At 67.4% G+C, this 24754-nt stretch carries 24 protein-coding genes; 12 read left to right on the top strand and 12 right to left on the bottom strand.

The annotated features are described in order from the left end of the window. On the bottom strand, nucleotides 1–264 hold a 264-nt coding region (locus tag BTE28158_RS30580), incomplete at its 3' end, for a hypothetical protein (protein ID WP_217481649.1). Between the two features lie 90 nt (nucleotides 265–354). Here BTE28158_RS30580 and BTE28158_RS30575 point away from each other — a divergent pair. Next, nucleotides 355–819 carry a GNAT family N-acetyltransferase gene (locus BTE28158_RS30575; protein ID WP_151050175.1) on the top strand — a complete coding sequence of 155 codons (465 nt, stop codon included), beginning with the start codon at nucleotides 355–357 and terminating at the stop codon, nucleotides 817–819. A 39-nt stretch (nucleotides 820–858) separates the two neighbouring features. Here the strand turns inward: BTE28158_RS30575 and BTE28158_RS30570 are convergent, their stop codons facing one another. After that, nucleotides 859–1737: an AraC family transcriptional regulator gene (locus BTE28158_RS30570; protein WP_124622398.1), complete on the bottom strand. Its 879-nt coding sequence runs from the start codon at nucleotides 1735–1737 to the stop codon at nucleotides 859–861. A gap of 308 nt (nucleotides 1738–2045) precedes the next feature. Between BTE28158_RS30570 and BTE28158_RS30565 the strand changes: the two genes are divergently transcribed. Then, entirely contained in the window at nucleotides 2046–2459 is a 414-nt protein-coding gene (locus BTE28158_RS30565) for a gamma-glutamylcyclotransferase family protein (RefSeq protein WP_151052180.1), read from the top strand. Between the two features lie 130 nt (nucleotides 2460–2589). Here the strand turns inward: BTE28158_RS30565 and aceB are convergent, their stop codons facing one another. Both aceB and BTE28158_RS30555 read right to left on the bottom strand, forming a co-directional pair. Further along, complete coding sequence (gene aceB / locus BTE28158_RS30560; protein WP_124902294.1) at nucleotides 2590–4182, bottom strand: malate synthase A; 1593 nt, start codon at nucleotides 4180–4182, stop codon at nucleotides 2590–2592. A 67-nt stretch (nucleotides 4183–4249) separates the two neighbouring features. Beyond that, on the bottom strand, nucleotides 4250–5011 hold the full coding sequence (locus BTE28158_RS30555; RefSeq protein ID WP_151052178.1) for a haloacid dehalogenase type II: 762 nt from the start codon (nucleotides 5009–5011) through the stop codon (nucleotides 4250–4252). Between the two features lie 153 nt (nucleotides 5012–5164). Between BTE28158_RS30555 and BTE28158_RS30550 the strand changes: the two genes are divergently transcribed. Then, nucleotides 5165–6070 (top strand): LysR family transcriptional regulator, encoded by a 906-nt coding sequence (locus tag BTE28158_RS30550; protein ID WP_059599901.1) that lies wholly within the window; start codon nucleotides 5165–5167, stop codon nucleotides 6068–6070. 159 nt (nucleotides 6071–6229) lie between these two features. Then, the gene (locus BTE28158_RS30545) at nucleotides 6230–6664 is read left to right on the top strand and encodes a universal stress protein (protein ID WP_057929788.1); all 435 of its coding nucleotides are present in this window, start codon (nucleotides 6230–6232) and stop codon (nucleotides 6662–6664) included. Between the two features lie 222 nt (nucleotides 6665–6886). On the opposite strand, the gene aceA is transcribed toward BTE28158_RS30545, so the two are convergent. From aceA to BTE28158_RS30530, 3 genes are all read right to left on the bottom strand, one after another. Beyond that, nucleotides 6887–8194 carry an isocitrate lyase gene (aceA, locus tag BTE28158_RS30540; protein ID WP_059599902.1) on the bottom strand — a complete coding sequence of 436 codons (1308 nt, stop codon included), beginning with the start codon at nucleotides 8192–8194 and terminating at the stop codon, nucleotides 6887–6889. 379 nt (nucleotides 8195–8573) lie between these two features. After that, complete coding sequence (locus BTE28158_RS30535; RefSeq protein ID WP_174920261.1) at nucleotides 8574–10115, bottom strand: DEAD/DEAH box helicase; 1542 nt, start codon at nucleotides 10113–10115, stop codon at nucleotides 8574–8576. Between the two features lie 359 nt (nucleotides 10116–10474). Then, a complete protein-coding gene (locus BTE28158_RS30530) occupies nucleotides 10475–10744 on the bottom strand; it encodes an acyl-CoA-binding protein (RefSeq protein ID WP_059529263.1) in 270 nt (89 codons plus the stop codon). 147 nt (nucleotides 10745–10891) lie between these two features. Here BTE28158_RS30530 and tsaB point away from each other — a divergent pair, with 147 nt between their 5' ends. The 4 genes from tsaB to BTE28158_RS30510 are packed head-to-tail and all read left to right on the top strand — an operon-like array spanning nucleotide 10892 to nucleotide 14145. After that, the gene (gene tsaB, locus BTE28158_RS30525; protein WP_151052354.1) at nucleotides 10892–11659 is read left to right on the top strand and encodes a tRNA (adenosine(37)-N6)-threonylcarbamoyltransferase complex dimerization subunit type 1 TsaB; all 768 of its coding nucleotides are present in this window, start codon (nucleotides 10892–10894) and stop codon (nucleotides 11657–11659) included. Beyond that, nucleotides 11656–12156: a ribosomal protein S18-alanine N-acetyltransferase gene (gene rimI / locus BTE28158_RS30520; protein ID WP_151052352.1), complete on the top strand. Its 501-nt coding sequence runs from the start codon at nucleotides 11656–11658 to the stop codon at nucleotides 12154–12156. Before tsaB ends, rimI begins: the two co-directional genes overlap by 4 nt. After that, on the top strand, nucleotides 12143–13189 hold the full coding sequence (locus BTE28158_RS30515; protein WP_151052350.1) for a uracil-DNA glycosylase: 1047 nt from the start codon (nucleotides 12143–12145) through the stop codon (nucleotides 13187–13189). The genes rimI and BTE28158_RS30515 overlap by 14 nt, the downstream gene beginning before the upstream one ends. Next, on the top strand, nucleotides 13186–14145 hold the full coding sequence (locus tag BTE28158_RS30510) for a DUF1853 family protein (RefSeq protein ID WP_174920259.1): 960 nt from the start codon (nucleotides 13186–13188) through the stop codon (nucleotides 14143–14145). Before BTE28158_RS30515 ends, BTE28158_RS30510 begins: the two co-directional genes overlap by 4 nt. Nucleotides 14146–14163: 18 nt before the next feature. On the opposite strand, the gene thiD is transcribed toward BTE28158_RS30510, so the two are convergent. Both thiD and lplT read right to left on the bottom strand, forming a co-directional pair. Next, the gene (gene thiD, locus BTE28158_RS30505; protein WP_151050577.1) at nucleotides 14164–14973 is read right to left on the bottom strand and encodes a bifunctional hydroxymethylpyrimidine kinase/phosphomethylpyrimidine kinase; all 810 of its coding nucleotides are present in this window, start codon (nucleotides 14971–14973) and stop codon (nucleotides 14164–14166) included. Between the two features lie 58 nt (nucleotides 14974–15031). Then, complete coding sequence (gene lplT / locus BTE28158_RS30500; protein WP_151050575.1) at nucleotides 15032–16339, bottom strand: lysophospholipid transporter LplT; 1308 nt, start codon at nucleotides 16337–16339, stop codon at nucleotides 15032–15034. A gap of 218 nt (nucleotides 16340–16557) precedes the next feature. Here lplT and alr point away from each other — a divergent pair, with 218 nt between their 5' ends. The 3 genes from alr to BTE28158_RS30485 all read left to right on the top strand — a co-directional run bounded on the left by alr (nucleotide 16558) and on the right by BTE28158_RS30485 (nucleotide 19432). Further along, nucleotides 16558–17628: an alanine racemase gene (alr, locus tag BTE28158_RS30495; RefSeq protein ID WP_124622420.1), complete on the top strand. Its 1071-nt coding sequence runs from the start codon at nucleotides 16558–16560 to the stop codon at nucleotides 17626–17628. An 11-nt stretch (nucleotides 17629–17639) separates the two neighbouring features. Then, a complete protein-coding gene (radA, locus tag BTE28158_RS30490; protein WP_044847946.1) occupies nucleotides 17640–19016 on the top strand; it encodes a DNA repair protein RadA in 1377 nt (458 codons plus the stop codon). 149 nt (nucleotides 19017–19165) lie between these two features. Beyond that, complete coding sequence (locus tag BTE28158_RS30485; protein WP_059599911.1) at nucleotides 19166–19432, top strand: DUF2866 domain-containing protein; 267 nt, start codon at nucleotides 19166–19168, stop codon at nucleotides 19430–19432. 191 nt (nucleotides 19433–19623) lie between these two features. On the opposite strand, the gene BTE28158_RS30480 is transcribed toward BTE28158_RS30485, so the two are convergent. Next, on the bottom strand, nucleotides 19624–21555 hold the full coding sequence (locus BTE28158_RS30480) for an ATP-binding cassette domain-containing protein (RefSeq protein WP_151050573.1): 1932 nt from the start codon (nucleotides 21553–21555) through the stop codon (nucleotides 19624–19626). Nucleotides 21556–21691: 136 nt separating this feature from the next. Here BTE28158_RS30480 and BTE28158_RS30475 point away from each other — a divergent pair, with 136 nt between their 5' ends. After that, a complete protein-coding gene (locus BTE28158_RS30475) occupies nucleotides 21692–22171 on the top strand; it encodes a glutathione peroxidase (protein ID WP_124902301.1) in 480 nt (159 codons plus the stop codon). A gap of 120 nt (nucleotides 22172–22291) precedes the next feature. Here the strand turns inward: BTE28158_RS30475 and cls are convergent, their stop codons facing one another. Together cls and prmB are read right to left on the bottom strand one after the other, a co-directional pair. Further along, on the bottom strand, nucleotides 22292–23731 hold the full coding sequence (gene cls, locus BTE28158_RS30470; protein ID WP_124622427.1) for a cardiolipin synthase: 1440 nt from the start codon (nucleotides 23729–23731) through the stop codon (nucleotides 22292–22294). A 113-nt stretch (nucleotides 23732–23844) separates the two neighbouring features. Continuing rightward, nucleotides 23845–24753 carry a 50S ribosomal protein L3 N(5)-glutamine methyltransferase gene (gene prmB, locus BTE28158_RS30465; RefSeq protein ID WP_124622429.1) on the bottom strand — a complete coding sequence of 303 codons (909 nt, stop codon included), beginning with the start codon at nucleotides 24751–24753 and terminating at the stop codon, nucleotides 23845–23847. Between the last annotated feature and the right edge of the window lies 1 nt (nucleotide 24754).

Here is a 24754-nt window from a genome sequence, read left to right as displayed (position 1 = left end):
GCCGGGGGTCGCGGGTTCGAGTCCCGTCCGCTCCGCCAGAAAATGAAAAAGCCCGCCTCGTGCGGGCTTTTTCATTTGCGTTTCCGTTCGTGCCCGCTTGCGGGCGCGTGATTGCGGAGTGGAGGAAGCCGCCTGCGCGGCTTCCGGCGGGACTCGAAGGGCTGCGCGTGCACGCGCAGCCGCGGCCTGCGGGATGTAGGCGAGTCCCGTCCGCTCTGCCAGAAAATGAAAAAGCCCGCCTCGCGCGGGCTTTTTCATTTGCATCGCCGATCCGCGCGTCGCTACGAGAAATTCGCGATTGCATCCGCCCGCGACTGCGCTATCGTGGCGGGATGCGTACTTGACCCCCGCGCGATGCTCGATCCGACCGACCTGCGATTGCTGTATCAGCTCCGGCCAGCGGAGCCTGGCGATTTTCCCTTTGCCGAGGCGCTCACGCACGGCAACATGGGCGGCTATTACAAGCGCCATGGCCTCGTCTGGCGCAGCGATCTGTTCTATGCGAGCTGGCGCGAATCCGAAAACTTCATCCTGGAAGCCGACGGTCAACGCATCGGCGTGCTGCGCATGACCGAGGAGGGCGATTCGCTGCACATCCGCGACGTGCAGATCGCAGCCGGCCATCGCGGGCAGGGTGCAGGCACCTACATGCTCGACATGTCGCATCGTTGGGCGCGCGCCCGCGGGCTGCACGAACTGCAGTTGCGCGTGTTCGTCGACAATCCGGCCGCGAAACTCTACCAGCGCATGGGGTACCGCGTCACCGGGCCCAGGCTGGCGCAGATCGGATCGATCCGTCATATGGTGCGCGCAGTCTGAATGCGCAACGGCACAAGGCCGGAGGCAACCTGGCGACGGTCAGCGTGCAGTGCCGATCGCGTCGTCGTCGGGGATGTCGTCGGTGGCGATGCCGTCTTCCGAGCCGCGATGCTCATAGCCGCGCAGCATGAATGCGCGCGGGCTTTCGCCGAACGCGCGCCGGAACATCGCCGAAAACGCGCTCTGGCTCTGGTAGCCGAGCTCACGCGCGATATGTGACAGAGGACGCCCCTGGTTCAACAGTGGAATCGCGCGCGCGAGCAGCGCCTGCTGCCGCCACTGCGAAAAACTCACGCCCAGTTCCTGCTTGAACAGCCGCGAAATCGTGCGTGTGCTTGCGCCGACCTCACCCGCCCAGTGTTCGAGCGATTCCGCGTGCGCGGGTTGCGCGAGCACCGACTCGCACAGCAGGCGCAGCCGCTTCTCGTCGGGCATCGGCACCGCGAGCGGCAGCGGTTCGGCGCGGCTCAGTTCGTCGAGCACGAGCCCGCACAGCAGCCGTTCGCGTTCGCTGCTCAGGTCGCGCGCGTCGAGTGCGACGATCAGTTCGCGCAGCAGGCCGGTCACTTCGACGACCCGGCATGCGTCGAGCCCGTCCGGCACGACCGACTCGTCGATATACAGCGTGCGCAAGTACGCTTCCTCGACGATCACGACCTCGTGCGTGACGTGCGGCGGCACCCAGATCGCTCGGGAAGGCGGCACCATCCAGGTCGTCCCGGTCGTCGCGACGCGCAGCACGCCGCGCGACGCATACGCAAGTTGCGCCCACGCGTGCGTGTGCAGCGGGATCCGGCGGCCGGCATCCACCTGCCGCGCCCGTACGCGCATCGGGTGGACGCGGGTCGGCGCGAACTCGGGCGGGATGTCGATGACGTCGTAGGGATTCGATGCGTCGGCTTGGGCAGGCGGATTCATGGACGATTCGGTCGGCTCGGCGGCGATGCCGTTATTTTAGAAGGCGCCGCGCAGGCGCATGCGGCGGTTTTTCGGCCGATAATGCACCGTTCAAATGAACTTTGTATGGGGCCGCACGCGTTCCGGCCGACGCGATCCGGGTGCCGGGCCAGCGCGCCGCGTCGTGCCGAAAAGAACCATCGGGCCGCCGGCGCGGTCTATCGATGCGGGCGCGTCCTCGCGCGAGCGGCGCCCCGGCGACGCCGGCGCCCGCAGCGCGGCCGCGACGGCCCGGCACCGCAACATCTGAATCGAAGAGGAGAACCACAATGCGCTACGTATTCGTCTACGGCACGTTGAGAGCGGGAGAGGCCAATGACATCGGCCATGCGGCCGCGCGGCACGGGATCGCCGCGCCGACGCTGCTCGGTGCGGCCGCGCTGCCGGGCGAACTGTACGATTTCGGCCCGTATCCGGGCATGGTCGCCGGGCCGGCCGGCCAGTCGCTCGTATGGGGCGACGTCTACGAGATCGACGAACAACTGGTGCCCGTGCTCGACGAGATCGAGCGCGTCTATCCGGGCGTCGACACGCTGTTCCGGCAGGAGCCGGTGATCGTCGAGCTCGGCGGCCGTGCGTATGCGTGCGTCTACTATCCGGTCGCCGCGCATGCGGCAGCCGACCGACCGCGCATTGCGTCGGGCGACTGGGTTCAGCACCGGCGCGAGCGGGAAGCCGCCTGAGCGTCCGCGCGGCGAACGGCTGCACGGCAAAAATAAAAAGCGCCCCGCAGGGCGCTTTTTTCATGCCGCCGCGTCGCGCGCGACCGGCGGCGGGCAGGTCGGGGCGAGCAGGTCGACCCGGTCCGCGTCGTCAGATTTCCTCGTACAGCGGCAGCGTCAGGAATTCGGTGAAGCCTTCCGACGTCGACATCTGCTCGAAGATCGCCGCGGCACGCTCGTAAGGCTGCGTGTTGCCGCCGACCGAACGCTTCACGTTCTCAAGCTCGGCCTTCGCGAATTCGCGTACGAGCTCGGCCGTGACCTTGCGGCCGTCGTCGAGCACGCCCTTCGGCGAGCGGATCCACTGCCATACCTGCGAGCGGGAGATCTCGGCGGTCGCCGCGTCTTCCATCAGATTGTGGATCGGCACGCAGCCGTTGCCGTCGAGCCAGGCGCCGAGATAATGGATGCCGACGTTGATGTTGTTGCGCAGGCCGGCTTCGGTGATCGGTGCTTCAGGCTGGAAGTCGAGCAGGTTCCTGCCTTCGATCTGGACGTCGTCACGCTGCTTCGCGATCTGGTTCGGCCGGTCGCCGAGCACCTTGACGAATTCTTCCATCGCGATCGGCACGAGGCCCGGGTGCGCGACCCAGCCCCCGTCGTAGCCGTCGGTCGCGTCGCGCTGCTTGTCCGAGCGCACGCCGCCCATCGCTTTGTCGTTCGCTTCCGGATCGTTCTTGATCGGAATCAGCGCGCTCATCCCGCCGATCGCCGGCGCGTTGCGCTTGTGACAGGTCTTCAGCAGCAGCAGCGCGTACGCCCGCATGAACGGCACCGTCATCGTGATCTTCGAGCGGTCGGCCAGGCAGAAGTCGCGGTCGTTCTTGAACTTCTTGATCGCCGAGAAGATGTAGTCCCAGCGGCCGGCGTTCAGGCCCGAGCTGTGTTCGCGCAGTTCGTACAGGATCTCGTCCATCTCGAATGCCGCGAGGATCGTTTCGATCAGCACCGTCGCGCGGATCGTGCCGCGCGGCACGCCGACTGCCTCCTGTGCGGCGACGAAGATGTCGTTCCACAGGCGCGCCTCGAGATGGCTTTCCATCTTCGGCAGGTAGAAGTACGGGCCCGAGCCGCGCGCGATCAGTTCCTTTGCGTTGTGGAACAGGAACAGCGCGAAATCGAAGATGCCGCCGGACACGCGCTGGCCGTCGACCGTCACGTGCTTCTCGTCGAGGTGCCAGCCGCGCGGGCGCACGATCAGCGTCGCGACCTTGTCGTTCAGCCGGTACGACTTGCCGTTCTGCTCGAGCGAAATCGTGCGGCGCACGGCGTCCTTCAGGTTGATCTGGCCGTCGATCTGGTTCGTCCAGCTCGGCGCGTTCGAATCCTCGAAGTCCGTCATGTACGAATCGGCGCCGGAGTTCAGCGCGTTGATGATCATCTTGCGCTCGACGGGGCCGGTGATCTCGACACGGCGGCATTGCAGGTCGGCCGGCAGCGGCGCGACCTTCCAGTCGCCTTCGCGGATCGCCTTCGTATCGGCCAGGAAATCGGGGCGCTCGCCGGCGTCGAGGCGCTTGGTGCGCTCGACGCGGGCCTGCAGCAGTGCCTGGCGGCGCGGCTCGAACGCGCGGTGCAGCGCCGCGACGAGTGCGAGCGCTTCAGGCGTCAGGATCGCTTCGTAACCCGGCTTGATTTCGCCGGTGATCGCCATGCCTTGCGGCAGCGTGATCGGGGTGCTCATGAGTCTCATCTCCTTGGTCGGTCAGTTGCGGTTTCGGTGAAGGGGGAAGGCGGCAGCGCCGCGAACGTCATGCGCCCGGGCCGGGGCGCGCGCGGTTCGCGGGTCTGCCGGACGGAGCCGGGGTGGCGAGGAATGCGAGCAGGTCGGCCATGCCGCTGCCGGTGCCGTCGGGCGGTACGCCGAGTTCCTCGGCGGGCGCGCCCGTGCGGTTGAGCCAGAACGTCGTGTAGCCGAACCAGCCGGCCCCCGCGACGTCCCAGGCGTTCGACGACACGAACACGATGTCGCGCGGATTCGCGCCGAACGCGGCGGTGCCAAGCGCATACGCGACCGGGCTCGGCTTGTACGCGCGCACCGTGTCGGCCGACAGCACGCGATCGAACAGGCCGGTCATGCCGGCGCTCTTGATCGCGATGTCGAGCATCTCCGGGTTGCCGTTCGACAGGATCGCGAGCGGCGGGCGCGGTTCGAGCGCGCGCAGCTTGCGCAGCGCGGGCACCGTGTCGGGATAGGTGGACAGGCACGCGTATTCGTCCATCAGCCGCTTCTCGGCCGCGCTGTTCAGCGCGAGGCCGAGCACGCGCGCGGCGAACCGCAGCGCGTCGAGCGTGATGTCGCGGAACGGGCGATAGCGGGCGCCGGACGGATCGGCGAGCGTGCGCAACTGCGAATATTCGATTTGCTTGCGTCGCCACAGCTGCGACAACCGCTCCCCGTGACCGGGAAACATCTGCTCTGCCGCGGCCACGACCGCATGCACGTCGAACAACGTACCGAATGCGTCGAAGAGGATTGCGTCGGGAGAGGAGAGTGTCGTTGTGGCCGACATAGCCTTGCGCTCCAGTTTCAGAGGTCGGGTCGATTCTATTCGTGATGGCAGATGCTAAAAAAGACGCTAATCATCACTTGATCTTTTACTTTCATATACATAATCTTGACCGCTCAAGCTATTTGAAGGGCGGGAGCACCACCCTGGCGAGTCATGGACCGGTTCAAACAGATCGAAACGTTCGCCGCGGTCGCGGCGAAGGGCAGCCTGTCGGCGGCGGCGCATGCGGAAGGCGTCGCACCGGCGATCATCGGCCGCCGCCTCGACGCGCTCGAGGAGCGGCTCGGCGTCAAGCTGCTGGTGCGCACGACCCGCAAGCTCACACTGACCTTCGAGGGGTCGGCCTTCCTCGAGGATTGCCAGCGGATCATCAACGACATGCAGAACGCGGAGGCGAGCGTGTCCGCTGGCGGCGTGAAGGCGAGCGGCCACCTGCGCATTTCCGCGCCGGCCGGTTTCGGCCGCCGCCACGTCGCGCCGCTCGTGCCCGAATTCAGTGGCGCGCATCCGGACGTGTCGGTCACGCTCGACCTCTCCGACCGGATGGTCGATCTCGTCAACGAAGGGTTCGATTGCGCGGTGCGGCTCGGCGAGTTGCCCGATTCGTCGCTGGTGTCGCTGAAGCTCGGCGAGAACCGGCGCGTGTGCGTCGCGTCCCCCGCGTATCTCGCGCGACGCGGCACGCCGGCCACGCTCGCGGAACTCGCGCGCCACAACTGCCTCGCGCTGGCCGCGAACGCCAACCAGCAACGCGGCTGGGTGTTCCAGGAGGACGACAAGGTCGTGTCGATCCGCGTGAACGGTACGATGGAATGCTCGGACGGCGCGGTGCTGCACGAGTGGTGTCTTGCCGGCCACGGCCTGGCATGGCGATCGTGGTGGGAGGTCGGCGACGACATCGCGGCCGGCCGCCTCGTCAGCGTGCTCGACGCGTTCGCGGCGCCGCCGATCGGCATCCACGCGGTGTTTCCGCAGCGCCGCCACCTGCCGCTGCGCGTGCGCCTGTTTCTCGATTACCTGAAACATACTTACGAACGGCCCGGGTATTGGGGCGAGTAGGGCGCGCCCGTCCGCGCGTTTCCGATATGAGGGCGAACCCGCTGCCGGCGCCGGTCGCGCGGTTTCGCGCACTACAATCGAAACTGGCATGCGCGACGCGCCCGGGCCGGCCCGCATGGGTTCGCGGCGCGCGCGGTGCGTCTGACGCAGGAGGGCGCGATGTTCCGGCACATCCTCGTTCCAACCGATGGTTCCGAGCTGTCGCAGAAGGCGATCGACGGCGCGATCGATCTGGCGCGTGCGGTCGGCGCGCAGGTCACGGCCTATGCGTGCCTGCCGCAGTATCCGTACTCGCCGTTTTCCGAAGTGATCATCGAACCGCCCGCCGATTTCCGGGCGCGCAGCGAGCGCGAGGCGCGCGCACACCTCGACGACGTGCAGGCGGCCGCGAAGGCAGCTGGCGTCGTCTGCGACAGCTGGACCAGCGTGCACCCCTCGCCGTACCTCGGCATCATCGAGGCGGCCGAACGCGGCGGCTGCGACGTGATCTTCATGGCGTCGCACGGACGCCGCGGGCTCGGCAGTCTGCTGATCGGCAGCGAAACGCAGCGCGTGCTGACCCATACGAAAATTCCAGTGATCGTCTATCGGTAGACGCGGCGCCGTGTATGGCCGCGGGCGGCGGCACGGCAGCGCCGCTGAAAAAAGGCGCGCCGGACGAAGCCGGCGCGCGTCGTTGCTGGCGGCCGCAGGCCGCGCGGCGGGTCGCACGGGTCACCGCGCGCCTGCCGTCTCCTCCCTGATTGTTGTCCCGTGCAGCCGATGCCGCGCCGTCGCGTGACGGGCGGGCAACGGCGTGACGCTTTCTTTCGCGCGTTATGCGACCTTCTTGCCGTCGAAGAACTGTTCGTCTTCGGTCGAGCCGTGCAGCGCGGTCGTCGAGGCTTCGCGCTCGACCGTCTGCGTAACGGCGTCGAAGTAGCCGGTGCCGACTTCGCGCTGGTGCTTGACGGCCGTGAAGCCCTTGTCCGCCGCCGCGAACTCGGCCTGCTGCAGTTCGACGAACGCGCTCATCTGCGTGCGGGCATAGCCGTGCGCGAGGTTGAACATCGAGTAGTTCAGCGCATGGAAGCCGGCCAGCGTGATGAACTGGAACTTGTAGCCCATCGCGCCGAGCTCCTTCTGGAACTTCGCGATCGTCGCGTCGTCGAGGTTCTTCTTCCAGTTGAACGACGGCGAACAGTTGTACGACAGCATCTTGCCCGGGAACTGCTTGTGGATCGCTTCCGCGAATTTCTTCGCGTACTCCAGATCCGGCTTGCCCGTTTCGCACCAGACGAGGTCGGCGTACGGCGCATACGCGAGGCCTCGCGAGATCGCCTGCCCGATGCCCGGCTTCGTGCGGAAGAAGCCTTCGACCGTGCGCTCGCCCGTCAGGAACGGCTTGTCGTTGTCGTCGATGTCGGACGTGATCAGGTCCGCCGCTTCCGCGTCGGTCCGCGCGACCAGCACGGTCGGCGTGCCCATCACGTCCGCCGCGAGACGCGCCGCCGTGAGCTTTGCGACCGCTTCGCGCGTCGGCACGAGCACCTTGCCGCCCATGTGGCCGCACTTCTTCACCGACGCGAGCTGGTCCTCGAAGTGGACGCCCGATGCGCCTGCCTCGATCATCGCCTTCATCAGTTCGAACGCGTTCAGCACGCCGCCGAAGCCGGCCTCCGCATCGGCAACGATCGGCGCGAAGAAGTCCACGTAGCCTTCGTCGCCCGGGTTCTTGCCTTCGGACCACTGGATCTGGTCGGCACGCGTCAGCGTGTTGTTGATGCGCTTGACGACGAGCGGCACCGAGTTCGCCGGGTACAGCGACTGGTCCGGGTACATTTCACCCGCGACGTTCGCGTCGCCGGCCACCTGCCAGCCGGACAGGTAGATTGCCTTCAGGCCGGCCTTCACCTGCTGCATCGCCTGATTGCCGGTCAGCGCACCGAGCGCGTTGACGAACGGCTCTTCGTTGATGAGGCTCCACAGCTTTTCCGCGCCGCGCTTGGCCAGCGTGTGCTCGACGGCGATCGAGCCGCGCAGGCGAACCACGTCCTCAGCCGTGTAGCTGCGCTTGATGCCCTTCCAGCGCGGATCGGTTTCCCATTGCGTTTGCAGTTCCTGTGTCTGTTGCTGTCGCGACATGATGAGCTCCTTGATGCGGTGTGTTGCCAGATCGTCGAATCGGAAGGTACTGGTGCTGTTCTCGAAACGGGGGCAGGGTGCGTGCCGTTCCGGGAAGTCTTGTATAAGAGTGTAGGCAAACCGATCGGAGCGAAACAGAGGTTGGCTCAAGAAGCACTAAACTTTTTAATTGTTATTAATCAATGATTTGTGAGTTCAATTTCGCAATGAGAAACGATTTTTCCCATCTCGCAATTGTAAGGTTGTGCTGCGCAGCATGATTTTTTACGACGCAAAAAAATTTTTCGCATCGTGAAATTTGGCGTCGGACGAAAAAAAACCGGCGCGGGTGCGCCGGTCTGCCGGATGGGCGGGGCGGCGCAGGGCCGCCCGGGCGTGCTTACGACGCCGAATTGCTGCGACGCGGGCCGCTGCTGCGCTGGCCGTCGCGACGCGGGCCGCCGTCACGGCTGCCGCCGGGCTTGCCGCTCCAGCCGCCGCCATTGCCGCCGCCGTAGCTGCGGCCGTTGCCGCCATGACCGCCGCCCGGCTTGCCGCCGAAACGACGACCGCCGTTACCGCCGCCCGGACGGCCGCGGCCGCCAGTGCCGCGATCGTTGCGCAGGGGTGCCTTGCGCGGCTCGAAGCCTTCGATCACGTTGACCGGCAGCGGCGAGCGCACGAAGCGCTCGATGCGCTTGAGCGCGCCTTGTTCGGCGTGGTGCACGAGGCTCACCGCGGTGCCCGAACGGCCGGCACGGCCCGTACGGCCGATACGGTGCACGTAGTCTTCCGCGAACTTCGGCAGGTCGTAGTTGAACACGTGCGTGATGCCCGGGATGTCGATGCCGCGGGCCGCGACGTCGGTCGCGACCAGCACGCGCACGCGGCGCTCGCGCAGCGCACGGATCGTGCGGTTACGCGCGCCCTGCGGCAGGTCGCCGTGCAGCGCGGCCGATTCGAAGCCAGCGTCGGCGAGACGGCCGGCGAGCTGGTCGGCGTCGATCTTGGTTGCCGTGAAGATGATCGCCTGGTCGAGCGCGTCGTCGCGCAGCAGGTGATCGAGCAGGCGATCCTTGTGGTCGCGGTCGTCGACGTAGTGCACGGTCTGCGCGATGTTCGCGCGCGACTCGAGGCGCTGCTGGATCTCGATGCGCTCGGGGTCCTTCAGCAGGCGGCTCGTCAGCGAACCGATCTTGCCGTCGAGCGTGGCCGAGAACAGCATCGTCTGGCGCGACGCGGGCGTCGCGGCGACGATCGTCTCGATATCGTCGATGAAGCCCATGTCGAGCATGCGATCGGCTTCGTCGAGCACGAGCATCTTCAGTTCGGACAGGTCGATACGGCCGCGCTCGAGGTGGTCGAGCAGGCGGCCCGGCGTGGCGACCAGGATTTCGGGGTTCTTCGCGAGCAGCATCAGCTGCTGGCCGTAGGCGACGCCGCCGAGGATGCTGACCGTGCGCAGGCGCTTCAGGTGCTTGCCGTAGGTCGACGCGGCCGTGGTGACCTGCATCGCGAGTTCACGGGTCGGCGTCAGCACGAGCAGGCCCGGGCGCGCGACAGGTTGCGGGCGGCGCGCACGGCGGTCGCCCTGGTTCGGTTCGCGCGGCGCGCGCGGCTGCTGCGCCAGCGTCTTCTGGAGCTGCGCGAAGCGTTCGATCGCGGGCAGCATGAATGCGGCCGTCTTGCCCGAACCGGTCGGGCTCGACACCAGCAGGTCGCGGCCGGCGATGCCGGCCGGAATCGCGCGCTGCTGGACCGGCGTCGGCTTCACATAGCCGGCGGCCTGCAGCGCGGAGACGATCTCCGGCGACAACCCGAGCGACGCGAAGCTCGGCTCGTCCGACGCCGGTTCGACCGCGGCCGGTGCGGCGGCGTCGTCGAGACCGAGCGCCTGGTCGGCGATCGCGTTGAGCGGGCTGGAGTTGATGCTCGAAGTCATAACAATCCTTGAAACACAGTGGGTGAAACGTCGGCGCCAATCGCGCATACCCAAGTCGTCGGATTCAGCGAGCAAATCGGGAAACGGGTGCAATCCGCCGAACAGTCGGCGGATGAGGCATTAGAAGCTGTTTTGGGTGCGGCGCGCTTCTGGAGCGGGGCCGCCAGCCTGATAAGTGACGACCGCGAGGGTCGAAGCAGGAGGGGACAGGTTCTAAACCGGATTGGAGCTTAACGCTACGAGGCGTCGGGCCGGAACGGCATGCGAGCCGAGCGCGGGGATGACGCAGGCCGCATTATAAAGACTTTTGCTGCGCTGCGCCACTGATTTGATTGCTTATTGCGACGGGCGTGGTTCGGTCAGGAAGCCGTGCCGTTCTTCAGCGATTCGACGAGTTCAATGTACTGCTGCTTCGCCGCATCCTGGGTCGTGCCTTTCAGCGCTTCCCACGCGTCATACTTGTACTTGCCGACGATGTCGGTGAAGCCCGGCTTGTCGCCGTGTGCGTCGCCGTCAGTTGCCTGCTTGAAGAGCGCATACAGGCGCAGCAGGGTCAGGTTGCCCGGCCGTTCCGTCAGTTGCTTGACGTCGATCTGGGCCTGGTCGAATTGGGCGGTGAGTTCGCTCATCGGGTGTCTCCGTAAGGGTTTCAGGTCGGGCGATCTTAACAAGCGGACCGCCGCGCGGGGTCGAGCGATCCTTCCAAACCGCCGCCGGCGCCGAACGCGCGCACAGATCGGGCCCGATCGCCCGTGGGAACGGGGCGCCGCATTACAATGTCGGCCATGACGCAAACAGTGCTCCTCGCCATCGATACGTCGACCGAATACTGCTCGGTCGCGCTGCTGCGCTCGGCTCCGGCCGATGACGCCGTTTCCACCCCGCAAACTTGGGTCCGCCACGAGCTGACGGGCGCCGTGTCGAGCACGCGCGTGCTGCCGGCCATCCAGGCGCTCTTCGCCGAATCGGGCCTCACGCTCGCCGATTGCGACGCGATCGCATTCGGCGCGGGCCCCGGCTCGTTTACCGGGCTGCGTACCGCGACCGGCATTACCCAGGGTCTCGCGTTCGGGTGCGGGCTGCCGGTCGTGCCGGTCAGCACGCTGCTCGCGTGCGCCGAGCATGCGCGGCTGCGCGCGCCCGGCACGACGCGCGTGCTGGCCGCGCTCGATGCGCGAATGGACGAAGCATACTGGGCCGACTTCGCGTGGGACGACCAGGCGGGCGACTGGCGCACGGTGCATCCTGCGTCGCTCGATGCGCCGGGCGCCGTCGGCGTGCCCGACGCGCCGTTCACGCTCGCTGGCAATGCGGCGGCCGCATTCGGCACGCAGTTGCCGGCCGCGGCCGCCGCGGCCGTGATCGACGGCGAAGCGTTGCCGCATGCGCTGGCGGTCGCGCATGCCGCGCTGCGGGCGTTCCGCGCCGGCCGTACGGTGCCGGCCGACCAGGCGGCACCGGAGTACGTGCGCGACAAGGTCGCGCAGACCACCGCCGAGCGCATCGCGGCCCGCGCCCCGCAGACGGGCGGAGAGAAAGGATGACGGGCGTATTGTTGAGCGACCGCTATCTGTCGCCGATGACGGATACCGATCTCGACGAAGTCGTCGCGATCGAGCAGGTCGCGTACGAATTCCCGTGGAGCCGCGGCAATTTCGAGGATTCGTTGCGCAACGGCTATTTCGGCGTGTGCCTGCGGCACGTGACGGGCGCGCTCGTCGGCTATTGCGTGCTGATGCCGGTCATCGACGAGATGCACCTGCTGAACCTGTGCGTCGCCCCGGCGGCCCAGCAGTCGGGCGCGGGCCTCGCGCTGCTGCGCGAAGCCGTGCGTATCTCGCGCACCGAACGGCTCGACGGCGTGCTGCTCGAGGTGCGGCCGTCCAATCTGCGCGCGATCCATCTGTACGAGCGTTTCGGCTTCGTGACGATCGGCCGGCGCAAGAACTACTATCCGGCGCGGCATCGCAGCCGGGAGGACGCGATCGTGATGCGTCTGACGCTGAACAAGGACGAAGGGGACGCGCATGGCGTGGGCTGAAGCAGCGCTCGAGGAAATGGGGCTCGCGCAAATGTGGGTGCGGCGCGGGCAGCGTGCGCAAAGCGATGAAGCGGGCGCAACGCCGACGGCCGCGTCCGGCGCGGCGGACGACGTCTCCGCCGTTGCGACCGCAACCGTCGCGGCAACGCCCCGGCCGGTCGCGGAGCAGTCTCGCGACACGCAGCCGCCTGCGACGCGTGCACTCGCACGTGACGATACGCCGCCGGTCGGCGCAACCGCACGCGATGCGGCACCGGCGGGCGAAGCCGGTTCGGCGGCACGTGTCGCGAGCGATGACGACCGCGCGTCCACCAAGCCCGCACCGGCCGCTGCCGCGGACGACATGCCGCCCGTCACCGAAGACGATTTCGCCTGGTTCGACGCGGCGCCCCGCGGCGATCCGCTGCCGCCGGACGAAGCACGTCCCGCCGCACCCCCGGTGGCGATGCTCGACTGGGATGCGCTGGCCGCACGCGTCGCCGGTTGCACGAGCTGCCGCCTGTGCGAGAAGCGCACCAATACCGTATTCGGTGTGGGCGATCGAGAAGCGGACTGGATGCTGATCGGCGAGGCGCCCGGCGAAAACGAGGACAAGCAGGGCGAGCCGTTCGTCGGCCAGGCAGGCAAGCTGCTCGACAACATGCTGCAGTCGCTCGCGCTCAAGCGCGGCGATAACGTCTACATCGCGAACGTGATCAAGTGCCGCCCGCCGGGCAACCGCAATCCGGAACCGGACGAGGTCGCGCGCTGCGAGCCGTACCTGCAGCGCCAGGTCGCGCTCGTGAAGCCGAAGCTGATCGTCGCGCTCGGCCGCTTCGCCGCGCAGACGCTGCTGAAGACGGACGCGAGCATTGCCTCGCTGCGCGGCCGCGTGCACACGTATGAAGGCGTGCCGGTGATCGTTACCTATCACCCTGCGTACCTGCTGCGCAGCCTGCAGGACAAGTCAAAGGCGTGGGCCGACCTGTGCCTGGCGCGCGATACGTTCCGGCAGGCGGAGGGTGCCGACGCGAACGGACCGGCCGGACAATGACGCGCGGTGCGGCGTTCGCGTTCGTCGATACGCTGCACGATGCCGCGGTCCGCGATCTGGGCTGGCTCCTCGCGAGCCCGAGCCTGCTTACCGCGGCGCCCGGCGCGCCGCTCGCACATCCGTGGTCGGACGCGGTCGAGCGGGTGGCCGTCGAAGCGTGGCTCGTCGCGCTCGATGCCGCGCCGGACCCGCTGCACCGCGCACTCGACGCGCTACGGCCCGTGCGGCTCGGTCGCTATGCCGAATGCCTGCTCGAGTATTTCCTCACGCACGGGCCGTCGCTGCGGCTCGTCGCCGCCAATCTGCCGCTGCGCAGCAACGGCAAGACGCTCGGCGAAGTCGATTTTCTCGTCGATGCGCCGGGCGGGCAGCGCCTGCACTGGGAACTCGCGGTGAAGTGCTATCTATGCGCGCCGGTAGACGGCGACGCATCGCTCGCGGATTTCGTCGGGCCGAATCTCGTCGATCGCCTCGACCGCAAGCGCAGCCGGTTGCTCGAGCATCAGTTGCGGCTGAGCGGTCGCCACGGGTTCGCACTGCTCGGCTACGGCGCGCCGTCCGATGCGCAGATGTTCATCAAGGGCTGGCTGTTCTATCCGCACGGCGTGCCGCTGCCGCCGGTGGCCGCGGAAATCGCGGCCGATCATCCGCGTGGGTTCTGGCTCACGCATGCGCAGTGGCCGGCCTGGGCCGCCGCGCAACCCGACGGCGCGGCGTGGAACGTGCTGCCGCGGCTGGCGTGGCTCGCGCCGCGGCGGTTGCCGCCCGACGCCGCGCCCGAACCGCTGGCGCACTCGCTCGAGCTGCCGTCCGTATTGACGGCGCGCCAGGCGCCTGCGCTGATCGGCGTGCATCGACAGGGCGGCGACGGCGTATGGCGGGAGACGGCGCGCGGCTTCATCGTCCCGGACGACTGGCCGGCGCGTGCGCGGGCGTTCGCCGCGCAGGACCACTGACGCTGCGTCAGCCGGCGCTTACCACCAGCGATGGAAGTGATGGACGGGGCCGACGCCGTGGCCGACGTCGAGCTGGCCGCTCGCGGCAATCGCGCCGGTCAGATAGATCTTCGCTTCGCGCACCGCGCTCTCGAGATCGGGCTGCTGCGGCAGCAGCGAGGCGATCGCCGACGACAGCGTGCAGCCGGTGCCGTGCGTGTTGCTGACCGGCACGCGTGCGCCCTCGAGCCGCACGGTGCGTGTCGCTTCGACGAGCCAGTCAGGGCTCGCGGCCGCGTCAGGCAGGTGGCCGCCTTTCATCAGCACGGCGCGCGCGCCCGTCTGCAGCAAGGCCCGGCCTTGCCGGACCATGTCGTTTTCGGTGGTTGCGGGCACATCGTTCAGCAGCGCGGCCGCCTCGGGCAGGTTCGGCGTCACGACCGTCGCGAGCGGCAGCAGCACATCGCGCAACGCGTCGACGGCATCGGGCGCGAGCAGCGCGTGCGAGCTCTTCGAGATCATCACCGTGTCGAGGACGACGAAGCGCGGTGCGTAACGGCGCAGCGCGTCGGCGACCGCGTGCACGATCGCCGCGTTCGCGAGCATCCCGATCTTGACCGCATCGATGCGGATGTCGCCGAACACCGCGTCGAGCTGCGCGGTCACGAACGCTGCGTCCGGCGTGTGCACGCCGGTCACGCCGCGCGTGTTCTGGGCGGTCAGCGCCGTGATCACGCTCGCGCCATACGCGCCGAGCGCGGAAAAGGTCTTCAGGTCGGCCTGGATGCCTGCGCCGCCGCCCGAATCGGAGCCGGCGATCGTCAGAATGTTGGGTATCGGGTGCGTCATCGGGGCAACGCGCCGGTTCGAAGACCGGCGCCGGCGGACGGAAACGGGAAGTGTAGCGTCAGTGCCGCGATTCGCCGATCAGCGCGACCGAGTCGAACTGGCGCTGGTTCGCCTGGTGGCGGCGCATCACGAGCCACATCGTCAGGCACACGAACGTGCCGAACAGCACGATCACGACGCCGACCGGCACGTCGAGCCACACGAGCACCGCATACAGGCACAGCATCACGAGCACGGACAGGTTCTCGTTGAAGTTCTGCACCGCGATCGAGTGGCCGGCCGACAGCAGCACGTGGCCGCGATGTTGCAGCAACGCGTTCATCGGAACGACGAAGTAGCCGGACAACGCACCGACCCCGATCAGGAAGATGTACGCGACGATCAGGTAGACGGGCAGGCGCAGATGGCCGAAGTGCACGGCCCAGTGCGGCGGGAACAGGTCGCGTGTGTAGAACGCCATCAACATCACCGCGATGCCCATGATGATGCCGACGGGCAGCACGGTCAGCGACTTCTTCAGCGGGATCCGCGCGGCGGCGGCGATTGCGCCGGCCGCGACGCCGACCGCGACCACGGCCTGCAGGATTGCGCCTTCCGACAGCGACATGCCGAGCGACACTTCAGCCCACTTCAGCACGATGAACTGCAGCGTCGCGCCGGCGCCCCAGAACAGCGTCGTGACTGCCAGCGAGATCTGGCCGAGCTTGTCGCGCCACAGCACCATGAAGCAGTCGGCGAAATCCGTGAGGAGCTTGACCGGGCCGCGTTCCTGCTTCGGGTAGCGGGCGCCGGTATCGGGGATCCGCAGGTTGAACATCGCGGCGATCACGTAGATCGCCATGATGATCGCCATCGCCGCTTCGGCAGGAGTGGCGATCCAGGCTGGCGTGTGCGCGATCACGTGCGATGCGATGTGCGGGCTGATCAGCGCGCCGCCGAGCACGGTGCCGAGGATGATCGAGCTGACGGTCGTGCCTTCGATCCAGCCGTTCGCGGCGACGAGCCTGTCGGCCGGCAGCAGCTCGGTCAGAATGCCGTATTTCGCGGGCGAGTAGGCCGCGGCGCCGAATCCGACGATCCCGTACGCGATCAGCGGATGAGCGCCGAACAGCATGATCAGGCAGCCGATCACCTTGATCGAGTTGGTGATGAACATCACACGGCCCTTCGGGCGCGAGTCGGCGAACGCACCGACATACGCCGCCAGCACCACGTAGGACAACACGAAGAACAGCTTGAGCAGCGGTGTCATCCAGTTGGGGGCGTGGAGGTCTTTCAGCAGGGCGATGGCGGCGATGAGAAGCGCATTGTCGGCCAACGACGAGAAAAACTGCGCGGCCATGATGGTGTAAAAACCTTTTTTCATCTGATGCGATGCTTTCGTCGCTGCGGCAGGGCCGCGTAGGCCGCCTAGTATGCGATCGGCTTATTCCGTTCGAAATGGGTTGTGCGCACGGCTTTATAACACGAAAATACGGCAATTCGGACTAGCAAGATTCCCCGATCGTTCCGCAAATTGTCGGCTTCGGTGCTCAAAAGGCGCGGTAAGCTGATGATTCGCAAGCGTCTTTACGTAAATTTCCCATGCCGCGCCCGATCTCCGCCACCATCCATACCGCCGCTCTCGCGAGCAATCTCTCCGTCGTTCGCCGATTTGCCGGCCCGTCCAAGGTCTGGGCGGTCGTCAAGGCCAACGCGTACGGCCACGGGCTCGCGCGCGTGTTTCCCGGCCTGCGCGGCACCGACGGCTTCGGCCTGCTCGACCTCGACGAGGCCGTGAAACTGCGCGAGCTCGGCTGGGCCGGCCCGATCCTGCTGCTCGAAGGGTTCTTCCGCTCGACCGACATCGACGTGATCGATCGCTACAGCCTGACGACCACCGTCCACAACGACGAGCAGATGCGGATGCTGGAGACGGCGCGGCTGTCGAAGCCCGTCAACGTACAGCTCAAGATGAACAGCGGGATGAACCGGCTGGGTTACACGCCGGAGAAATACCGCGCCGCGTGGGAGCGCGCCCGTGCGTGCCCCGGCATCGGCCAGATCACGTTGATGACCCATTTTTCGGACGCCGACAACGAGCGTGGCGTCGCCGAGCAGCTCGCGACGTTCGAGCGCGGCGCGGAAAACATCGCCGGTGCGCGCAGCCTCGCGAATTCGGCGGCCGTGCTGTGGCATCCGGATACGCACTTCGACTGGGTGCGGCCGGGGATCGTCCTGTATGGCGCATCGCCGTCGGGGCTGTCGGCCGACATTGCCGACGCGGGCCTGAAGCCTGCGATGACGCTCGCGTCCGAGTTGATCGCCGTGCAGACGATCGCGAAGGGGCAGGCGATCGGCTACGGCTCGACGTTCTCCGCGCAGGCGCCGATGCGCATCGGCGTCGTCGCCTGCGGCTATGCCGACGGCTATCCGCGCGTCGCGCCCGAGGGCACGCCGGTGATCGTCGACGGGATCCGCACACGCATCGTCGGCCGCGTGTCGATGGACATGATTACCGTCGACCTGACGCCATGCCCGCAGGCCGGGGTCGGTGCGCGGGTCGAGCTGTGGGGCAACGCGCTGCCGATCGACGACGTCGCGCGCCATTGCGGGACCATCGGCTATGAACTGATGTGCGCGGTCGCCGGCCGCGTGCCGGTGCGTGCGGAATAAGGGCAGCACGCGTGGCCAAACAGAAAACCGTCTACGTCTGCAGCGAGTGCGGCGGACAAACCCCGAAGTGGCAGGGGCAATGCCCGTCTTGCCAGGCCTGGAACACGCTCGTCGAATCGGTCGCCGAGTCGCCGGCAGCCCATCGCTTCCAGTCGCTCGCGAAGCGGGCGCCCGTGCAGCGGCTCGTCGATATCGAGGCGGCCGACGTGCCGCGCTTCTCCACCGGCATCGGCGAATTCGACCGCGTGCTGGGCGGCGGGCTGGTGCCGGGCGGCGTCGTGCTGATCGGCGGCGATCCGGGCATCGGCAAGTCGACGCTATTGCTGCAGTCGCTCGCGGACATCGCCAGCGAGCGTCGTGCACTCTATATCAGCGGCGAGGAATCGGCCGCGCAGATCGCGTTGCGTGCGCAACGGCTCGCGCTGCTCGACGGCGGCGCGCCGGCGGCCGAGCTGAAGCTGCTCGCCGAAATCCAGCTCGAGAAGATCCAGGCCGCGATCGACGCGGAACGGCCGGACGTCGCCGTCATCGACTCGATCCAGACCGTCTATTCCGAAGCGCTGACGTCGGCGCCCGGTTCGGTGGCCCAGGTGCGCGAGTGCGCGGCGCAGCTCACGCGCATCGCGAAGCAGTCCGGCACCGCGATCATCATGGTCGGGCACGTGACGAAGGAGGGCAACCTCGCCGGCCCGCGCGTGCTCGAGCACATCGTCGATACGGTGCTGTACTTCGAGGGCGACACCCATTCGTCGTTCCGGCTCGTGCGCGCGTTCAAGAACCGCTTCGGCGCGGTCAACGAACTCGGCGTGTTCGCGATGACCGAGCGCGGGCTGCGCGGTGTCGCGAACCCGTCCGCGCTGTTCCTGTCGCAGCACGAGCAGGTCGTGCCGGGTTCCTGCGTGCTCGTCACGCAGGAGGGCACGCGCCCGCTGCTCGTCGAAATCCAGGCGCTCGTCGATACGGCCCACGTGCCGAACCCGCGCCGGCTCGCGGTCGGCCTCGAACAGAACCGGCTCGCGATGCTGCTCGCGGTGCTGCATCGGCACGCGGGCATCGCGTGTTTCGATCAGGACGTGTTCCTGAACGCGGTGGGTGGCGTGAAGATCACCGAACCGGCCGCCGACCTCGCGGTGCTGCTTGCGATCCATTCGTCGATGCGCAACAAGGCGCTGCCGAAGGGCCTGATCGTGTTCGGCGAAGTGGGGCTGGCGGGCGAGATCCGGCCGTCTCCGCGCGGGCAGGAGCGCCTTCGCGAGGCGGCGAAGCTCGGTTTCACCGCGGCGCTGATCCCGAAGGCGAATGCGCCGAAACAGCCGATCGAAGGGCTGAACGTGATGGCCGTCGAGCGGATCGAGCAGGCCATCGACCGCGTGCGCGATCTCGAATGACCGTGCGTGGCTGGCACCCGCGCGTGCCGGCCGACCGCGATCTGTCGCGTAATTCGTTGTAAAGAATATGTAGGCTGATGTAACCCGCCGGACATCGCTTTTCCCTATCCTTTGCCGGATTGTCGAACCGCGCAATGCGAAGGGAACCTATGTTCAAACAGTATGGGGAAACGTCGGGCGGACGCAGTTACAACCTGCGGGGCTGCCGCGTGTCGGAGCCGATCGTTCAGCCGTGGGGCGGTGGATGTCGGATCGTCGAGTGGATCGACGATGAAGGGCGCCTCGCGCGCCGGGTCGTGTCCGAGGACGTAACGGAAGCGGAGGTCGCCGCGGCGATCCGCCGGCCGACTGAAGGGCGACGTCATCTGATGGACGACGACGAGCAGATGCCGCGCGATACGTTGCCGCGGCGTTGAGCGGGCGGCGGGGCCGACGGACGGCCGACGCAGCAACGGCGAACGCGACAATGACGACAAGGCCGGGCCCGGGCGCCCGGCCTTGTCGTTTCCGGGCCCGGCGCAACCGGGCGGGTGCGTCGGGCATTGACGCTCCCGGGGAGGCCGCGCGTGGCCGATGAAGCGATCGGCCGGCGGCGCCCGGGCTGTGGTCAGCCGATCTGCTCGAGCTCTTCCTGCACGGCGAGCCAGTCCGCCTCGACCGTTTCGAGCCGGGTATTGACCTCGCCGAGCTTGCGGATCGCGTCGGTCAGTTCTGTCTTGCGCGCGGCCTCGTAGCTCGCCGGATCCGCGACGAACGCGTCGAGGCGCGCCTTCTCCGCGTGCAGCGTTTCCATTTCCTTTTCGAGCTTCGTGACGCGGTTCTGCAGCGGCTTCTTCAACTGCGACAGACGCTGGCGCTCCTCGGCCGCCAGACGTTTCTGATCCTTGCGGTTGACACCCGGGTCCGCGCCCGCGGCCGCCGTGCTGTCGGCCTTTGCGGCCGCGCGCTGCTCGGCCGCATGCTGCAGCAGCCAGTCGCGGTAATCGTCGAGATCGCCGTCGAACGGCTGCAGACGGTGCTTCGCGACAAGCATGAACTGGTCGGTGGTCGCGCGCAGCAGGTGGCGGTCGTGCGAGACGAGGATCAGCGTGCCTTCGAACTGAGCGAGCGCCATCGTCAGCGCGTGACGCGTTTCGAGGTCGAGGTGGTTGGTCGGTTCGTCGAGTAGCAGCAGGTTCGGCTTCTGCCAGATGATCAGCGCGAGCGCGAGCCGCGCTTTCTCGCCGCCCGAGAACGGGCCGACCGGGCTCGTCGCCATGTCGCCCGAGAAATTGAAGCCGCCGAGGAAATCGCGCAGTTCCTGCTCTCGCGTATCGGGAGCGAGCCGTGCGAGATGCGCGAGCGGCGAATCGTCCTCGCGCAGCGTTTCGAGCTGGTGCTGCGCGAAATAGCCGATCGTCAGCCCCTTGCCGTCGCGCACGTGGCCCGACAGCGGCGCGAGTGTGCCGGCCAGCGTCTTGATCAGCGTCGACTTGCCCTGGCCGTTCGCGCCGAGCAGGCCGATGCGCTGGCCGTTCTGGATCGACAGCGCCACGCGTTCGACGATCGGGATGTCCGTGCCGTCGTCGGCATGGTAGCCGCAGCGGACATCCTCCATTACCATCATCGGATTCGGTGCGGCATCCGGCGTACGGAACTCGAAGGTGAACGGCGATGCGATGTGCGCGGGCGCGATCAGCTCCATCTTCTCGAGCGCCTTCATCCGGCTTTGCGCCTGCTTGGCCTTGGTCGCCTTGGCCTTGAAGCGGTCGACGAAGCTCTGCAGGTGCTCGATCGTCTTCTGCTGCTTTTCATATGCGTTTTGCTGCAACGCCAGTTGCTGCGCACGCAGCACTTCGAACTGCGAGTAATTGCCGCCGTAGCGCTTCACCTGGCGATTTTCCAGATGCAGCGTGACGTTGCAGATCGAGTCGAGGAATTCGCGGTCGTGCGAAATCACGACGAGCGTGCCGGCGTAGCGATGCAGCCAGTCCTCGAGCCAGACGATCGCGTCGAGGTCGAGGTGGTTGGTCGGTTCGTCGAGCAGCAGCAGGTCGGAGCGGCACATCAGCGCTTGTGCGAGGTTCAGCCGCATGCGCCAGCCGCCGGAGAAGCTGGCGACCGACTCGCGCGTCTGCGCGAGCGTGAAGCCGAGGCCGAGCAGCAGCGCTTCGGCGCGCGCCGGCGCGGTATAGCCGTCGGCGTCGGCGAAGGCCGCATGCGCGTCGGCCTCGGCCGCGCCGTCATGCGCGGCCGAGGCGGCGGCGATGCGCGCTTCGATCTCGCGCAGCGCGGTGTCGCCATCGAGCGTGTAGTCGAGCGCCGAACGGTCGACGGCGGGCGTTTCCTGCGACACATGGGCGATCCGCCACGACGGCGGCATCGCGAAATCGCCGCCGTCGGAATGCAGCTCGCCGCGCAGGACCGAGAACAGCGTCGATTTGCCGGCGCCGTTCGCACCGATCAGGCCGGCCTTTTCGCCGGGATTGAGCACGAACGAGGCCGATTCGAACAGCGGCTTGGTGCCGCGCGCAAGGCTGAACTGATTGAAACGAATCACGGCAGGAATGACTGACCAAAACCGCTATTCTAGACTGCGCGCGCGTCGCCCCGGATATCGGCCGTTCGGCAGGTGCCGCAACGGCGCGATTTGGCCTAGACTCCACATCGATCCGGTTTCGTAAAAGGAGTGCCCGATGTCCACCCTGTATTCGTTCAGCGCAGAGACGCTCGCCGGTGAACCGGCGTCGCTCGATGCGTACCGTGGCAAGGTGCTGCTGATCGTCAATACCGCAAGCGAGTGCGGTTTCACGCCGCAGTATGCGGGTCTGCAGAAGCTGTACGACCAGTACGCGGCGCGCGGTTTCTTCGTGCTCGGCTTCCCGTGCAACCAGTTCGGCAAGCAGGAGCCGGGCGATGCCGCGCAGATCGGCGCATTCTGCGAGCGCAACTACGGCGTCACGTTTCCGATGTTCGCGAAGATTGACGTGAAGGGCGACCACGCGCATCCGCTGTACCGCTACCTGACCGACGAGGCGCCCGGCATCCTTGGCCTCAAGGCGATCAAGTGGAATTTCACGAAATTCCTGATCGACCGTGACGGGCGGATCGTCAAGCGCTACGCGCCGTCGACGAAGCCGGAGGAAATCGCGGCGGATATCGACAAGCTGTTGTAACGCAGTGAAGGGGCGACCGGGCTGTCCGGACCGAACGGGCAGTGGCCGTGGCGCCGAGCCGAACGCCGTGAAAGCATGTGCCGTCATCCGGGCGGTGCACGTCCGGCGCCCGCGCGGCCGCTACAGGATCGGCGCGAACAGACGCGCGACATGCATCGCGATGCGCCGCCACGCGGGCGAGTGCCTATACTCGTTCGCATCGACTTCGTAGGCCTGCGCGAAATCGGCGTCGAGCATCGCCTCGACCTCGTCGGCGAACGTGCGATCGACGGTCAGTACCATGATTTCGAAGTTGAGCCGGAACGAGCGGTTGTCGAGATTCGCGCTGCCGATCGCGGCGGCGACGCGGTCGATCAGCACGACCTTCTGGTGCAGGAAGCCGGGTCGGTAGCGGAACACCTTGACGCCCGCGTCGACGAGATCGCGCGCATAGAGCCTCGACGCCTCGAACACGACGTAGTGGTCGCGCCGGCACGGGATCAGGATGCGCACGTCGACGCCGCGCATCACCGCGAGCTTCAGCGCGGCGATCACCGCTTCGTCGGGCACGAGATATGGCGTCGTGATCCAGACCCGTTCGCGCGCGGTGTTGATCGCCTCGACGAAGAACAGCGAGCCGGTTTCCTGTTTGTCGGCTGGCCCCATCGGCACGACGAGGCAATGCATCGCGTCGTCGGGCAGCGCCTCCGGCGGCGCTGCGAGCGGCGGCAGCGTCTGCGTGGCCCAGTGCCAGTCCTCGGCGAACACGTACTGAATGCTGGCGACCACCGGGCCGCGGATCTCGATATGGGTGTCGCGCCACGGCGACAGGCGGCGGTTCGCCCCGAGATATTCGACGCCGACGTTGAGGCCGCCGACGAATGCGCGATTGCCGTCGACGACGACGATCTTGCGATGGTTGCGAAAGTTGAGCTGGAAGCGGTTGACGAACTTGCGGTGGGTCGCGAACGGATGGACCTCGACGCCGCCGCGGCGCAACGTGTCGACGTAGCTGTGTGGCAGATCGAAGCTGCCGATGCTGTCGTACAGCAGGTAGCAGCGCACGCCGGCCGCGGCGCGGGCGAGCAGCGCGTCGCGCAACGTCTGGCCGAGCGCGTCGTCGCGCACGATGAAGAACTGCACGACCACATAATCACGCGCGGCGTCGATCGCCGACAGGATCGCCGAGAAGGTTGCGTCGCCGTTTACGAGCGTGCGCACCGCATTGCCGCCGACGAACGGCATTCCGCCCAGCCGCGTGAGCGCGAGCACGGCAGCCCGGCCGATCGCGTCGGCGGCCAGCCCGTCGGTTGCGTCCGCATCGTGCCACGGCGTGCGCGGCGTGTGCGTGCGCAGCGCTTCCATCTCGTGGCGCCGCGCGTCGACGTAGCCGGAGAACTTGCTGCGGCCGAGGAACAGGTAGGGGATGAGCGTCAGGTACGGCATCGCGGCGAGCGACACGGCCCACGCGATCGCGCCTTGCGACGTGCGCGTGTTCAAGATCGCGTGACACGCCGCGATGATCCCGAGCACATGGATGGCCAGGATCAGGGTGCCGAGGTGTAGCCAGTCGAGGGTCATGGGCGCGTGACGGACTCCTGAAGTCGTGCGGCGCGACGGCCGCTTACGCGCATCTTACCGAACCGTGCGGGACAGCGGTGTGCCGTACCGCACGGTTCGGTCGCGGCGTGCCGTCAGGCCTTGCGCGGCAGGTCCGACGCCTGGATCAGGAACACGGCGTCGTCGCCCGCGCTGGTGGGCAGCCACGTGAGCTCGAGGCCGCCGAACGCGGCTTCGACGTGCTCGCGCTCGTTGCCGATCTCGACGACGAGCACGCCGTCGTCGTGCAGCCACTTGTGCGCTTCGGCGATGATGCGCCGCACGATGTCCATGCCATCGTCGCCGCCCGCAAGCGCCATCTCCGGCTCGTGCCGGTATTCGGGCGGCAGGGCTGCCATCGACGTTGCGTTCACGTACGGCGGATTCGTCAGGATCACGTCGTAGCGCGTGTCGGGCTCGGCGCGGAACGCGGGCAGCGGCGCGTAGAGGTCGCCGTGATGCAGCTTGATGCGATCGTCGAGGCCGTAGTCGTGCACGTTGATCCCGGCGACTTCGAGTGCCTTCTCGGACAGGTCGACCGCGTCGATCTCGGCATTCGGGAACGCGCTGGCCGCGAGGATCGCGAGGCAGCCGGAGCCGGTGCACAGCTCGAGCACCGCGCCGACCTGTTCGGGATCGGCGACGTACGGCTGCAGCCCGTCGTCGAGCAGCTCGCCGATGAACGAGCGCGGCACGATCACGCGCTCGTCGACGTAAAAGCGGTGGCCGTGCATCCACGCTTCATGCGTGAGATACGCGGCCGGCACGCGATCGGTCGCGCGTCGTTCGATCACCGCGAGCACGGCCGCGATTTCGTCGGGCAGCAGGCGAGCGTCGAGGAACGGTTCGAGCGTGTCGAGCGGCAGGTCGAGCGTATGCAGCACGAGGTAGGCGGCTTCGTCGTACGCGTTGTCCGAGCCGTGGCCGAACGCGAGCTTCGCCTTCGAGAAGCGCGTGACCGCATAGCGCAGCAGGTCGCGAACGGTTGCAAAAGGTGTCGTCATG

Source organism: Burkholderia diffusa (assembly GCF_902499115.1).
GTDB lineage: Bacteria > Pseudomonadota > Gammaproteobacteria > Burkholderiales > Burkholderiaceae > Burkholderia > Burkholderia diffusa.
The sequence above is the reverse complement of the archived record's forward strand: the minus strand, read 5'-3'. Positions and strand labels throughout refer to the sequence as shown.